Raw genomic sequence first — 13,760 nt, forward strand, 5'->3', positions numbered from 1 at the left:
CCGCGAACCCGAACAGGAATGCCTTGCGGAAGGACGTGGTGCGCGAGCCCTTGGCGTCGTCAGCGTCGCGCGCACCCGCCGACTGCATCGCCCGGGTGGCCTGGATCAGCAGGGACGTGAACAGCAGGTCGACCTGCTCGAGGTCGAGCGGGCTGCCGACGACGGTCGCGATCGCGAACCTGTCGAACCACACCGTCCGCGACCGGTTGGCCTCGCCGATCGCGGTGAGGAGGTGGACCTTTTCTCGGACATACGGGTTGTCGAGGTGGATGCGGCGGCTCGAGACCGCGGTATTCGCACCGTCGGTCGGCCCGGTTCCCTGCAGCAGGGCCGAGTTGATCGCGTACCGGGTCATGAGGGCCTGGGCCTTGGCGGTGAACGTCTCGGCCTCCTCGACGAAATCGGTGGCCTCCGCCTTGGCCAGCAGCCCGCGGATCCTGTTGAGTACCTTCGGGTCCGCGCACCGTGCGTCGTCCACCACATCCGTGGTCTCGGGTCGGGTGCCGGCACGCGGCCACGTCGACGGCGGATCGCACAGCCGGGTCAGGCGGGGGAGTTCGAGCCACTGCACCGTGAGCGCGACCCACTCGCGCACCCCGATCTGCCAGCCCACCGCGTCCAGCGCCGTCGCGAACTCGTCGGGGTCGCAGTAGGCCGGGAGTCCGGCAGCGAATCGCCCCGCTTCGGATTCGCGGTCGGCGATCTGCTCGAGCTGTGCCCGCCACTCGCGCGGCGCGCGGCCGTCGACGTCCGTCGCGCGTGCCTGGTAGAGCACGGCCGCGGCGGCCGTGGGCACGGCGCCGGAGCCGAGGGCCCGACGTGTCACGTGCATGACGTCCGCGGGCTGCCAGCCGCGCTCGTACGCGTCCGCGAGTGCCGTGATCAGCCCGGCCGCCGACCGCTGCCGTGGAGGCATGCAGTCGCCGGCCAGGCGGTCCTGCGTTCGAAAGTATGTTCTATTGCTCCCCATGGCGTGCAGTGTGCACCAGGGGGCCGACAACTTTCGGTGGGCGCTACTCCTCGACCGTCTCCTCGACGTATCGCGGGAACACGCCGACCGGCTTCGGGAGCGGCGTACCTGCGACGATGCGGGTCTCGAGGTCGGTGAACGTGCGCGCCTCGGGCGTCTGCCCCAGGAGGTCGAGGATCTTCTCGGCCGAGCCCGGCATCACCGGCTGGACGAGGATGCCGACGATGCGGACCACTTCGAGGGTGACGTACAGGACCGTGGCCATCCGAGCGGGATCGGTCTTGCGCAGCACCCACGGTTCCTGCTGCGAGAAGTACCGGTTGGTTTCGCCGAGCACGTGCCAGATCGCCTCGAGCCCGAGGTGCAGCGCCTGCACGTCGAACTCGGCGCGGACCTTCGCGAGCAGCGCGTCGGCCTGCGCGAGCAGCGCACGATCGTCGTCGGTGAGTTCACCCGGCGTCGGCACCTGGGCATCGCAGTTCTTGGCGACCATCGACAGTGAGCGCTGTGCCAGGTTGCCGAGCTCGTTCGCGAGGTCGGTGTTCATGCGGGTCACGATGGCCTCGTGGCTGTAGCTGCCGTCCTGGCCGTAGGAGATCTCGCGCAGCAGGAAGAAGCGGACTGCGTCGAGGCCGTACTGCTCCACCATCGCGAGCGGGTCGACGACGTTGCCGACAGACTTCGACATCTTCTCGCCCTTGTTGTAGAGGAAGCCGTGCACGAAGACGCGCTGCGGCAGCTCCACACCTGCGGACATCAGGAACGCCGGCCAGTACACGGTGTGGAACCGCGTGATGTCCTTGCCGATGATGTGCAGGTTCGCCGGCCAGTACTTCCGGAACTCGTCCGAATCGGTGTTCGGGAATCCCGCGCCGGTGAGGTAGTTGGTGAGCGCGTCCACCCACACGTACATGACGTGCTCGGGGTCGCCGGGCACCGGCACGCCCCAGTCGAACGTCGTGCGCGAGATGGACAGGTCCTTGAGTCCGCTCTTGACGAAGCTGAGGATCTCGTTGCGGCGGGTGGACGGTGCGATGAAGTCGGGGTTCTCCTCGTAGTGGGCGAGGAGTCGGTCCTGGTACTTCGAGAGGCGGAACGTGTAGTTCGACTCCTCGGTCCACTCGACCGGCGTGCCGGTCTCGGTGGCGATGCGGGTGCCGTCCGCCTGGAGGGTCGTCTCGTCCTCGGAGAAGAACGCCTCGTCGCGCACCGAGTACCAGCCCGAGTACGTGTCGAGGTAGATATCGCCGGACGCCTTCATCCGCTCCCAGATCGCCTTGCTGGCCTCGAGGTGGTCGGCGTCCGTGGTCCGGATGAACCGGTCGTACGAGATGCCCAGGACCTTGTCCATGGTCTGGAAGACATCCGAGTTGCGCGCGGCGAGGTCGCGGACGTCGATGCCTTCCTTGGCCGCAGTCTGCTGCATCTTCAGACCGTGTTCGTCCGTGCCGGTCATGAAGAACACGTCGAATCCGTCGAGACGCTTGAAGCGCGCGATCGCGTCCGACGAGATGTACTCGTAGGCGTGCCCGATGTGCGGGGCGCCGTTGGGGTACGCGATCGCGGTCGTCAGATAGAACGGGATCCGGGAGGGCTGGGCAGGCCCGGCCGGCGGAGTAGGCGAGGAAGGCACAGTCATGGTGCGCCTACTCTATCGACGTGAGTAAGGATCGTCCCGCCCCGGACCTGCCCGAGCCGCTTTTTCCACTCGTCGACGCCCACACCCACCTCGATGCGTGCGGCGCGACGGACGCCGCGAGCGTGCGCGAGATCGTCGACCGCGCGGCGTCGGTCGGTGTCGAGCGGGTGGTCACGGTGGCCGACGACCTGGACGCCGCGAAGTTCGCGGTCGACGCCGCGAACTGGGACGACCGTGTTTTCGCCGCCGTCGCGATCCACCCCACGCGTGCCAACGTCCTCGACGACGCCACCAAGGCGGAGATCGAGCGTCTGGCGTCCGATCCGCGCGTCGTCGCGGTCGGTGAGACCGGGTTGGACCTGTACTGGCCCGGCAAGCTCGACGGCTGCGCCACCGTCGAGGAACAGGAAGACGGCTTCCGCTGGCACATCGACCTCGCGAAGCGGCTCGGCAAGCCGCTGATGATCCACAACCGGGACGCCGACACCGACCTGCTGCGCGTCCTGCACGACGAGGGTGCGCCGGAGACGGTGATCTTCCACTGTTTCTCGTCCGACGCCACGATGGCGCGGGCCTGCGTCGACGCCGGCTACGTGCTGAGCTTCTCCGGCACGGTGAGCTTCAAGAACGCGAAGGCGCTGCGTGAGGCGGCGCCGCTCGTCCCCGCCGGACAGCTGATCGTCGAGACCGACGCGCCGTTCCTCACGCCGCACCCGTTCCGCGGTGCACCCAATCAGTCGTACTGCCTGCCGTACACGGTCCGCGCGCTCGCGGAGCTGCGCGGCGAGGATCCGGCGGAGCTGGCCAAGTCGTCGACCGTGACGGCCGAGCGCGTCTACCGCCTGCCGGCCCGCGACTGACCTCGGCCGCAGCGCCCACTCCCGACCCGGGTGCGCGGGATCCCGCGCACCCGGGCCGAGGAATGGTCACTCAGGCCGACGGCGGATTCGTCCGGGGCTTGATCCGCGCGTTCGGCAGCGGTGGTGCCGGCAGCCGCGCCACGTCGCCGGTGTAGCCCTGCACCGCGCCGAACCGCTCGGCCTCGGCCTGCCACGCGTCGAGGAACGCCTCGATCTCCTCGTGGCTGCGGCCGACGAAGTTCCACCACATCACGATCTCCTCGCCGAACGGCTCGCCGCCGAGCAGCACGACGCGGGCTGGTTCGTCGGTGAGGTTCGTCAGGGTCAGCTGCGACGCCCCGATGCCGGCGTAGCCGAGGTCGGCGCGGGCAAGATCGACACCGTCGATGTCCTCGAGCCGCACCGATCCGGTGTCGACCAGGACGCCGTGCTCGAACGTCGGATCCACGTCCAGCCGGACCGAGGCCCGCGGTTCGAGCGTCAGTTCCGCGCCGAGCAGCGGAGTGAAGGTGTGCACCGGTGACGACGAACCGGCCACCGAGCCGAGGAAGACCCGAGCCGACCCGCCGTCGACGGACACGACCGGCGGTACGTAGTGCTCGAAGTTGCGGGGCGCGTCGCGGGCCGCGTCGGGCAGGGCCACCCACAGCTGGACGCCGTGCAGGATCGTCGTCTCCGGGGTGGAGACCTCCGAGTGACAGATGCCGTGGCCGCCGGTCATCAGGTTGACCTCGCCGGGGCGGACCATCGCGTGCACGCCCTTGCTGTCGCGATGCTCGATCTCGCCGGTGAACAGCCAGCTGACGGTCTGCAGCCCGGTGTGCGGGTGCGGCGCGACGTCCATGCCGCCGGTGAGCGCGACGTCGTCGGGGCCGTAATGGTCGGCGAAGCACCAGGCGCCGATCAGCGACCGCGCACGCTGCGGCAGGGTGCGGCGCACCGGCATCGCGCGCGGCCCGCCCAGCGGCACCTCGCGGGAGGAGATGACCTCGAGCAGAGGACGGCCCGCGGACCCCGGTGCATCGGGGCCGTGCTCGCACTCGATCTCGACGGGCTGGGTTTCGACATTGCTCATGGAACCACCCTCCCACGCGGCGGCAACACGCCCGGGCGGACATTCTTTTCCTCTGGGCCCGTGACCGATTCGTGATCGACCAGCGGCGATTCCGAGATGATTGTCGCAGCGTATGTGCTGATCGACACGTTGTAGTTGCCAGATCACAGCCTCGCCGTTACCGTGCTGTGATCGAACCTGTCGTCAGCCTTGGGACTCCTCGTGTCGCCTTTTGCTCGGATCAACACCGCCAAGTCGCCTCTTCTCTACGTCGTGGTCGCCGCTCTCTTCGCGACCCTGCTCGTAGGTGGCGGACTGGTCGTCACGCAGCACAAGAAGGTCACGCTGGACGTCGACGGCGAGACGATCGCGCTCAGCACGCTGCGCTCCGAGGTCGGGTCGGTTCTGGACAGTGCGGGTTACCCGCTCGGTGAGCACGACGTCGTCGCGCCGGGCCCGGACGCCAAGCTGTCCGACGGCGACACCGTCGTCCTGCGCCGCGCCCGCGAGATCGTGTTGACGGTCGACGGTGAGCGCCGCACGGTGTGGTCGACGGCGCTGACCGTCGACGACGCGATGCGTCAGCTCGCGCTCGCCGGGGACGCGTACGTGTCGGCGTCGCGCGGTCAGCGGATCCCGCTCGAGGGTGTCGAGCTCGACGTGGTCAACGCCAAGACCGTGAAGATCTCCGACGGTGGTGCGCCGCCGGCCGAGGTCCGCGTCGCGGCGCCCACGGTGGGTGAGTTCCTGGCCGCCACCAATGCGACGCTCGAGCAGGCCGACAGTGTCGTTCCGGCACCCGAGACCCCGCTCGCAGACGGGCTCGAGATCGTCGTCACCCGCAGCCGCACCGAGACCCGCACCGAGACGCAGCCCATCGCCGCGCCGGAGCACCGGGTCGACGATCCACAGCTCACCGAGGGCAAGACCGCGGTGGACAACCACGGTGTGCCGGGCGAGCGCACGGTGACCGTGACCGTCCAGACCGTCAACGGGGTCGAAACCGGCCGCCAGGAGTTGTCGTCCGCCGTCGTCCGCGAGCCCGCCCCGACGGTTCTCCGAGTGGGCACCAAGCCCGTGCCCACCGTCCCGGCCGTCAGCAACGGATCCACGTGGGACGCGATCGCACAGTGCGAGGCCACGGGCAACTGGGCGATCAACACCGGCAACGGCTACTACGGCGGCCTCCAGTTCAGTCAGAGCACGTGGGCGGCGTACGGCGGCACGCAGTATGCGCCGACGGCCGACCGCGCGACACGCGAACAGCAGATCGCGGTCGCCGAGAAGGTTCAGGCCGCGCAGGGCTGGGGTGCCTGGCCGTCGTGCACCAGCAAACTAGGTCTCCGGTAAGGAATCCCGATGTCACCGCTGTCGAAGATCAACTCGAGTCGCTCACCCATGCTGTACGGCGTGGTGGCAGCGACCCTCGTGACCCTCACGGCCGGTGGCGGGATCGCCATCGCGCAGCACAAGACGGTCACCGTCGACGTCGACGGTGAACTGGTCAGCGTGGGCACGATGTCGTCCGATGTCAACGGTGCGCTTGCGGCCGCCGGCTACTCGCTGGGCGAGCACGATGTGGTCGCCCCCGCGGCGGAATCGGGTCTCCACGACGGCGACACCGTGGTGTTGCGCCGCGGCCGCGAGGTGATGCTGACCGTCGACGGCGAGCCCCGTACCGTCTGGACCACCGCGCTGACGGTGGACGAGGCGCTCAACCAGTTCCGGCTCGCGGGTGACGTGCACGTCTCGGCGTCCCGCGCGCAGCGTCTGCCGCTCGACGGCGCCGACATCGATGTGCTGAATCCGCGGACCGTGCGCCTGGTCGACGGCGCGTCCGCGCCCGCCGAGGTCCGCCTGGCGGCGCCGACGGTGGGGGAGTTCCTCGCCGCGAACGGAACCCCGCTCGAGCAGGCCGACACCGTCATGCCGTCCGCGGATACCCCGCTCGCGGAGGGTATGGAGATCACGGTCACCCGGGGTCGTGTCGAGGAACGCGTGGTCACCGAGCCGGTCGCGCCGCCGGAGCAGCGCATCGAGGACCCGACGATGAACATGAGCCGCACGGTCGTGGAGAACCCGGGTGTCGCCGGGGTGCAGGACGTCACGTACACGGTCAACTTGGTCAACGGCAACGAGACGGGTCGCGAGCGCGTGTCCGCGACGGTGACGGTGCCGGCCCAGCCCAAGGTGGTGCGGGTGGGCGCCAAGCCGGGCACCGAGGTGCCGCCGGTGGAGAACGGCGCGACGTGGGACGCGCTCGCACAGTGCGAGGCCACGGGCAACTGGGCCATCAACACTGGTAACGGCTTCTACGGTGGCGTCCAGTTCGACCAGAACACGTGGGAGCGGCAGGGCGGCCTCAAGTACGCGCCGCGCGCCGACCTCGCGACCCGCGAGGAGCAGATCGCGATCGCCAGCCGCACACAGGCGACGCAGGGCTGGGGTGCGTGGCCGTCGTGTACCAGCAAGCTGGGCCTGCGTTGATCGCGACCCGCGTGCGTTAGGTTCTTCAGGTGTCAGACGCCGTGCCGCCCCCCATTCGCCCACGAGGCCAGGCTGCCCTCCTGGGCCCCGCCGAGGTCCGCGCCCTCGCCGAAGAGTTCGGGGTGCGCCCCACCAAGCAGCTCGGTCAGAACTTCGTGCACGACGCCAACACGGTGCGTCGCATCGTCACGACCGCCGGCGTCGGCCCGCAGGACACCGTGCTCGAGGTCGGTCCGGGTCTGGGATCGCTGACGCTGGCGCTGCTCGACGTGGTCGACAAGGTGATCGCCGTCGAGATCGACCCCAAGCTGGCGGCGCGGCTGCCCGCGACGGTCGCGGACCGCGCGCCCGAGTTGGCGGACCGGCTGTCGGTCGTCGGCGCCGACGCGATGCGCGTGATGCCCGACGAGGTGCCGGGCGAGCCCACCGCGCTGGTCGCGAATCTGCCCTACAACGTCGCCGTTCCAGTGCTGCTGCACCTGTTCGCGGAGTTTCCGAGCCTGYGTACCGCGTTGGTGATGGTGCAGTCCGAGGTCGCGGACCGTCTCGCGGCGGTTCCGGGCAACAAGGTGTACGGCGTGCCGAGTGTGAAGGCCAACTTCTTCGGTACCGTCCGGCGCGCCGGACACGTCGGTCGCGCGGTGTTCTGGCCGGTGCCGCAGGTCGAGTCCGGTCTGGTGCGGGTGGACCGCTACGAGAACGCGCCGTGGCCGATCGACGCCGACCACCGTCGCAAGGTCTTCGCGGTCATCGATGCGGCATTCGCGCAGCGCCGCAAGACGCTCCGCGCGGCGCTGGCCGGCTGGGCCGGATCGCCCGCCGAGGCCGAGCGACGCCTCGTCGCCGCCGGCATCGAGCCCTCCACGCGCGGTGAGAAGCTCGACGCTGCCGCGTTCGTGCGGTTGGCATCCGTGCAGCCCTGACCAGCCCACGCGGACCGGTCTGCTCCGGAGCGTGATTGGCGGCACCGTTTCGGGCGATCGGTCGGTCTGTTTTCGCGGCGTCCAGTCCAGTGGGACAGAATGCAACGGTGGTCCGGCCCGTCGGGCCACCGGGAAATTGCTCCCGGACAATCGATTGCTTCGAGGAATGTGGTTGTGAACAAGGGAATTCGGGCGGTAGTGCGGCGGTCCGGTGCTGTCGTGGTCGCGCTTGCGGCGTTGACGGTGGCTGGATGTGGATCCTCGGTCGAGGGCAGCGCTGCTGCTGCCGACGCCACGTCCTCGACGGTGGCTTCGACCTCGGTCTCGGCCCCGACATCGGTGGCTGGTCAGCAGGGTAGCGACCGCGGTGGGTCGGTCGACATCGACGTCGAGATCGGCGACTGCGTGCGGCTCGGGGGGACCACGGACGACGCGACCATCGACGAAGCAGTCTGCGGCAGCGAGCAATCCAACTACCGGGTGGTCGCCAAGGCGGCGAAGAACGCGCAGTGCGCGTCGGACGTCGACCAGGTGTACTACGAGACCAAGTGGGGCAGCGAGCGTGGGGCGCTGTGCCTCGACATCGACTGGGTGATCGGCGGATGCATGAGTCTGCCGGACGGCGAGGACGAACCGCAGCGTGTCGACTGCGACGACTCGACGGCCGTGAGCGTCGAGCGCGCGGTGGAGATCATCGAGGGCGCGACGGATGTCGACCAGTGCTCGGAGGGCGGCTTCGTCCACGACGAGCGACTGTTCACGGTGTGCACGGAGACGGTGCGCCCGTAGGGCGGGTTCCGTGACGGCCGGCCGGGTCTGTCGGGAATCCGGCCGGCGTCGCTGACACGGTCGAAGTTCCAGCTCGAGGCAAATTCTCACTCAATGGGAACGGGCATTCCGTGCGTTCCGTCACCGGTTAACGTCTGCGCCAATGTGTGGCGGGCGTCACACCTGGGTGACTGGAGGGTGCGTGGGTAGCAGGACGAGGTTCGGCAAGAGCCTGACAGCGGTGTTGGTTGTGGGTGCGCTCGCTCTCGCGGGCTGTGCGAGTGCGGAGAGCAGCGGCGAGAGCGGCGACACCCGAACCCCACCCGCGGTGGGCATGGTCGGGGAGCAGGCCTCGGACACCACGGGGTCGGTGGCGCAGCTGACGTTCAGCGTGCAGGCGCTCGCGGCGGTCCTGGACCCGACGAAGACCGCGGCCCGTGGCGGAAGCGGCGGCGACGAACTGGCGGCGGTCTACGACGTGCTGCTGCGCTACGACGGAGACAGCAACGAGTACGAGCCGCGGCTGGCGCAGTCGTTGACGGCGAACGACGCCGGCACGGTGTGGACGCTGAAGTTGCGTCCGGGCGTGACGTTCAGCGATGGCACGCCACTCGACGCGAACGCGGTGGTGGCCAGCATCGACCGATACAACAACGGCCGCGGCAACGGTGCCGCCGTGTGGCTCGAGGCTGTCGAATCGACGACGGCGGTGGATCCGCAGACTGTCGAGTTCCGCCTCCGCACCGCGTGGCCGACCTTCCCGTCGATGCTCGCGCTGGGGCACGGCATGATCGTCGCCCCCGGCGCCGGTGAGGGCGAGGCCTTCAAGCCGATCGGTGCCGGCCCGTTCGTGCTCGAGCGCTACACCCCCAACGAGGAGCGGGTGCTCACCGCGCGCGCCGATTACTGGAACGGCAAGCCGAGCGCCGAGAAGCTGAAGTTCGTCGCGCTCAGCGGTTCGCGCGAGAACCTCGAGTCGATGAAGACGAACGGCATCGACATCGGCTTCCTGCGCGGTAACCCGTCGGCCATCTACGACGCGATCGACGCCGGTTACCCCGGCTACTTCAGCATCCTCGACAGCGGCGGCGCCGAACTCGTGAACAACCGCGAGGGCCGCCCCGGCGCGGATGTCCGGGTGCGCAAGGCGATCGCGCTCGCGATCGATCCGGAGCTCGTCGGCCAGCGCGGCGACGACGGTCTGGGTCTGCCGGGCAAGGCGTTGTTCGACGAGCGTTCGCGGTGGGCCACCGACGTGGATGCCCTGCCGTACGACCCGGATGCTGCACGCAAGCTGCTCGACGAGGCGAAGGCTGACGGCTACGACGGCCGCCTCGATTACGTCGTGCTGCAGGTGCCGAACGAGCAGGCGATCGGCCTCGCGGTGCAGTCGCTGCTGCAGGCGGTGGGCTTCACCGTGAACATCATCAACGCGAACAACGCGGGCGACATCGTCAAGCAGGTGTACGTCCAGCACGACTACGACATGGCACACGCGGGAATCGGTCTTTACGAGTCGATTCCGTTCCTGGGCCTGCAGACGACGCTGGACGGCAGTTCCACGTCGAACTTCTCCGGCTACTCGAACCCGGCCATGGATGCGCTTCTCGACAAGTTGCAGGCCGCGGACGGCGACGATGAGATCCGGGGCGTGCTGGGCGAGATCCAGACGGAGTGGAACGAGACGATGCCGAGCGTGCCGACCAGTTCGGTCATGATCTACGTGTCCTGGCAGAAGGACGTGCACGGGGTGGTCCCGACCGCCACCGGCATCATGCTGCTCGACAAGGCCTGGCGAGGCTGACCTCCGACGGCCAAGGGGCCCGGCGCGTCTCGATGACGGCGCCGGGCCCCTGTCGTGGGCGGGTGCGTTCAGCTCGACGGACGGAACCGTCGCAGCCGCAGGCTGTTGCTGACCACGAAGACGCTCGAGAACGCCATCGCGGCACCGGCGAGCATCGGGTTCAGCAGGCCTGCCGCGGCCAGCGGGATCGCCGCCGCGTTGTAGGCGAAGGCCCAGAACAGGTTTCCCTTGATGGTGCCGAGGGTCCTGCGGGACAACTCGATCGCGTCGGCGGCAGATCGCAGGTCGCCGCGCACGAGGGTGATGTCGCTGGCCTCGATCGCGACGTCGGTGCCGGTGCCCATTGCCAGACCCAGGTCGGCCTGGGCGAGTGCTGCGGCGTCGTTGACGCCGTCGCCGACCATCGCGACCACCTTGCCGCGCGCCTGCAGGTCCTTGATGGCGTCCACCTTGTCGCCGGGCAGTACCTCGGCGATGACGGTGTCGATGCCGACCTGTGCGGCGACCGTGCGGGCCACCGTCTCGTTGTCGCCGGTGAGCAGGACCGGGGTCAGCCCCAACTCCTTGAACCGCCGGATCGCGTCGGCGCTGGTGTCCTTGACCGCGTCGGCGACCACGAACACGGCGCGAGCCTGTCCGTCCCAGCCGGCCGCGATCGCGGTCTTTCCCAGTTTCTCCGCACTCTGCTTCGCTTCTGCGAGATCCTCAGACAGGTGCAGCGACCAGTCGGCGAGCAGGCTCTCGCGTCCGGCGACCACGGCGTGACCGTCGACGACGCCCTGCACGCCCTTGCCTTCGACGTTGACGAAATCCTCTACGCCGGGCAGGGTTCCGACCGCATCGGCGGCACCGGCGGCGACCGCCTGTGCGATCGGGTGCTCGGACGCGTTCTCGAGCGCACCCACCAGACGCAGGGCCTCGTCGCGGTCGACGCCGTCGGCGGTCACCACGTCGACGAGGGTCATCTTGCCGGTGGTGACGGTGCCGGTCTTGTCGAGCACGATCGTGTCGACACCGCGGGTGGTCTCGAGGACCTCGGGTCCCTTGATCAGCACGCCCAGTTGGGCTCCGCGGCCGGTGCCGACCAGCAGCGCCGTCGGCGTCGCCAGGCCCAGGGCGCACGGGCACGCGATGATGAGCACCGCGACGGCCGCGGTGAACGCCACCTGCAGCGGGTTGCCGGTACCGATCCAGTAGCCCAGGGCGGCAACGGAAATCGCGATCGCGATCGGAACGAACACGCCGGCGATGCGGTCGGCGAGCCGCTGGACGTCGGCCTTGCCGTTCTGCGCGTCCTCGACGAGGGCGGCCATCTGCGCGAGCTGGGTGTCACTGCCGACGCGGCGGGCGCGCACCACGAGGCGTCCGCCGGCGTTGACGGTGGCGCCGACGACGTCGTCGCCCGCCCCCACCTCCACGGGTACCGACTCGCCGGTGAGCATGCTCATGTCGACCGCGGAGCTGCCCTCCACGACGATGCCGTCGGTCGCGACCTTCACTCCCGGGCGGACGACGAACAGGTCGTCGACACGCAATTGTTCAGCGGGGATGCGGGATTCGACACCGTCGCGCAGTACCGAGACCTCCTTCGCGCCCAGCTCGAGCAGGGCGCGCAGCGCGGCTCCGGCGGTTCGCTTGGACTTGGCCTCGAAGTACCGTCCGGCGAGGACGAACGTGATGACACCGGCCGCGACCTCGAGATAGATGTTCGCGGCGCCGTCCATCCGGCCTATGGTCAGCTCGAAGGCGTGCGTCATGCCGGGGGTGCCGGCGGTGCCGAAGAACAGTGCGTACAGCGACCAGAGGAAGGCCGCCGCGGTGCCGAGCGAGATCAGCGTGTCCATCGTCGCGGCGCCGTGGCGAAGGTTGGTCCAGGCGGCGCGGTGGAACGGCAGTCCCGCCCACACGATCACCGGCGCCGCCAGGGTCAGCGAGAGCCATTGCCAGTTGGTGAACTGCAGGGCCGGGATCATCGCCATCGCGATCACGGGGACCGACAGCACGGCGGAGACGATCAGTCGGGTGCGCAGCGAATCCAGTTCGCGGTCGCCCGCGCTATGACTCGGATCCTCCGCCGGCCCGGATCCGTCGGAGGTCGGGGGAGTCGGCAGCGTCGCGGTGTAGCCCGCCTTCTCGACCGCGCCGACCAGATCGTCGGTGCTGACCGAGCCGTCGAAGGTCACCTTGGCCTTCTCGGTGGCGTAGTTGACGGTTGCGGTGACGCCCTCGATCTTGTTGAGGCGCTTCTCGATTCGCGCGGCGCACGACGCACATGTCATGCCGCCGATAGCGAGTTCGACGGTGCCGTCACGGCCGGTTGCGAGATCTGCCGTAGTCATCAGTGCCCTCCTTCGTGGCCGTCGGTTGTGGGTGCGGGCTCGCTGGCGCCTACCGGCACGGTGAACTCGGCGGTGTGGACGGTGCCCTCGTGCTGGAAGTCGAGGAACAACCGGTAGGTGCCGCTGCTCGGGGCTTGCGCGTGGAATGTCACGTCCGGGCCGGACGCGGTGACGCCGTCGCCGGGTTCGCCCTCGGGATGCACGTGCAAGTAGGCGAGGTCGCCGGTGCGCAGCGCGACCAGGTGGCCGTAGGCGCCGAGGTACGGATCGAGGTGGGTGACGGGGACGCCGTCTTGCGTGACGGTCAGCGTCAGCGGGCCGCCCGCGGTGGTGAGGTCGCCGTCCAGGGTCACCGTGTAGCCGTCGACGGTCGCGGCGCGCGACGCGGTCGGCAGCGGCGCCGGCTGCAGTTCGCCGGCGACGTCGACGTCCCGCCCCAGTGTCAACTGTGCGGGGGCGCCGCTCGCCTGGAAGTCGGTGAACACGCGATACGTGCCTCCGGTCGGCCACGTCCAGTCCGTCGACCATGTGCCGTCGGCGCCGAGCGTGGGATGGACGTGCCGGAACTCGCTGGTGTCCGAGCGGACGACGATCAGGTGGAGCTGCTTCTCGTGCAGGTCGTCGTACTCGGTGACCGGGGCGCCGTCGGCGTCCTCGATACGGAAGCTGAGCGCGCCGGCTTCACCGGCGCGGGTGGGAGAGGCGATCTCGCCGAGGGTGTAGCCGTCCTGCGAGACCTGCAACCCCGCGGGGAGGCTCGGCGCCGATTCGGTGTCGGCGGCCGCGTGGCCGCCGGTGTGTGTGCTCGTCATGTCGATCGGGCTTCCCGTGACGGTCCCCACGCCGAGGGCCGCAGCGAAGACGACCGCGAGACCCCCGGCGTAGGTGATGAGCGTGGTGGACGTGCGCATCGGAT

The 13,760-nt window shown here is 69.4% G+C and carries 11 protein-coding genes; 6 read left to right on the plus strand and 5 right to left on the minus strand.

From position 1 onward, the window contains the following. A partial coding sequence (locus tag AB4Z09_RS19885; protein WP_442240515.1) for a DUF2786 domain-containing protein occupies window positions 1–970 on the minus strand: 970 nt, incomplete at its 3' end. Between the two features lie 43 nt (window positions 971–1,013). Further along, window positions 1,014–2,609 (minus strand): methionine--tRNA ligase, encoded by a 1,596-nt coding sequence (metG, locus tag AB4Z09_RS19890; protein WP_442240516.1) that lies wholly within the window; start codon window positions 2,607–2,609, stop codon window positions 1,014–1,016. Window positions 2,610–2,629: 20 nt separating this feature from the next. Between metG and AB4Z09_RS19895 the strand changes: the two genes are divergently transcribed. Then, window positions 2,630–3,469, plus strand: a complete 840-nt coding sequence (locus AB4Z09_RS19895; protein WP_442240517.1) for a TatD family hydrolase — start codon at window positions 2,630–2,632, stop codon at window positions 3,467–3,469. A 70-nt stretch (window positions 3,470–3,539) separates the two neighbouring features. Here the strand turns inward: AB4Z09_RS19895 and AB4Z09_RS19900 are convergent, their stop codons facing one another. Further along, the gene (locus AB4Z09_RS19900) at window positions 3,540–4,544 is read right to left on the minus strand and encodes a pirin family protein (protein ID WP_442240518.1); all 1,005 of its coding nucleotides are present in this window, start codon (window positions 4,542–4,544) and stop codon (window positions 3,540–3,542) included. A gap of 201 nt (window positions 4,545–4,745) precedes the next feature. Between AB4Z09_RS19900 and AB4Z09_RS19905 the strand changes: the two genes are divergently transcribed. The 5 genes from AB4Z09_RS19905 to AB4Z09_RS19925 all read left to right on the plus strand — a co-directional run bounded on the left by AB4Z09_RS19905 (window position 4,746) and on the right by AB4Z09_RS19925 (window position 10,505). Continuing rightward, window positions 4,746–5,873: a transglycosylase family protein gene (locus AB4Z09_RS19905; RefSeq protein WP_442240519.1), complete on the plus strand. Its 1,128-nt coding sequence runs from the start codon at window positions 4,746–4,748 to the stop codon at window positions 5,871–5,873. A 9-nt stretch (window positions 5,874–5,882) separates the two neighbouring features. Further along, a complete protein-coding gene (locus AB4Z09_RS19910) occupies window positions 5,883–7,010 on the plus strand; it encodes a transglycosylase family protein (RefSeq protein WP_442240520.1) in 1,128 nt (375 codons plus the stop codon). A gap of 29 nt (window positions 7,011–7,039) precedes the next feature. After that, window positions 7,040–7,933, plus strand: a complete 894-nt coding sequence (rsmA, locus tag AB4Z09_RS19915; protein ID WP_442240521.1) for a 16S rRNA (adenine(1518)-N(6)/adenine(1519)-N(6))-dimethyltransferase RsmA — start codon at window positions 7,040–7,042, stop codon at window positions 7,931–7,933. A 168-nt stretch (window positions 7,934–8,101) separates the two neighbouring features. Continuing rightward, the gene (gene lppU / locus AB4Z09_RS19920; protein WP_254622836.1) at window positions 8,102–8,722 is read left to right on the plus strand and encodes an LppU family putative lipoprotein; all 621 of its coding nucleotides are present in this window, start codon (window positions 8,102–8,104) and stop codon (window positions 8,720–8,722) included. Between the two features lie 181 nt (window positions 8,723–8,903). Continuing rightward, the gene (locus AB4Z09_RS19925) at window positions 8,904–10,505 is read left to right on the plus strand and encodes an ABC transporter substrate-binding protein (RefSeq protein ID WP_442240522.1); all 1,602 of its coding nucleotides are present in this window, start codon (window positions 8,904–8,906) and stop codon (window positions 10,503–10,505) included. A 68-nt stretch (window positions 10,506–10,573) separates the two neighbouring features. Here AB4Z09_RS19925 and AB4Z09_RS19930 read toward each other — a convergent pair whose 3' ends face one another. After that, window positions 10,574–12,844: a heavy metal translocating P-type ATPase gene (locus AB4Z09_RS19930; RefSeq protein ID WP_442240523.1), complete on the minus strand. Its 2,271-nt coding sequence runs from the start codon at window positions 12,842–12,844 to the stop codon at window positions 10,574–10,576. Next, window positions 12,844–13,755 carry a hypothetical protein gene (locus AB4Z09_RS19935; RefSeq protein WP_442240524.1) on the minus strand — a complete coding sequence of 304 codons (912 nt, stop codon included), beginning with the start codon at window positions 13,753–13,755 and terminating at the stop codon, window positions 12,844–12,846. The genes AB4Z09_RS19930 and AB4Z09_RS19935 overlap by 1 nt, the downstream gene beginning before the upstream one ends. Window positions 13,756–13,760: the final 5 nt, after the last annotated feature.

The organism is Rhodococcus sp. TAF43 (assembly GCF_052113525.1).
In the GTDB taxonomy this organism is placed as follows: Bacteria; Actinomycetota; Actinomycetes; order Mycobacteriales; family Mycobacteriaceae; genus Prescottella.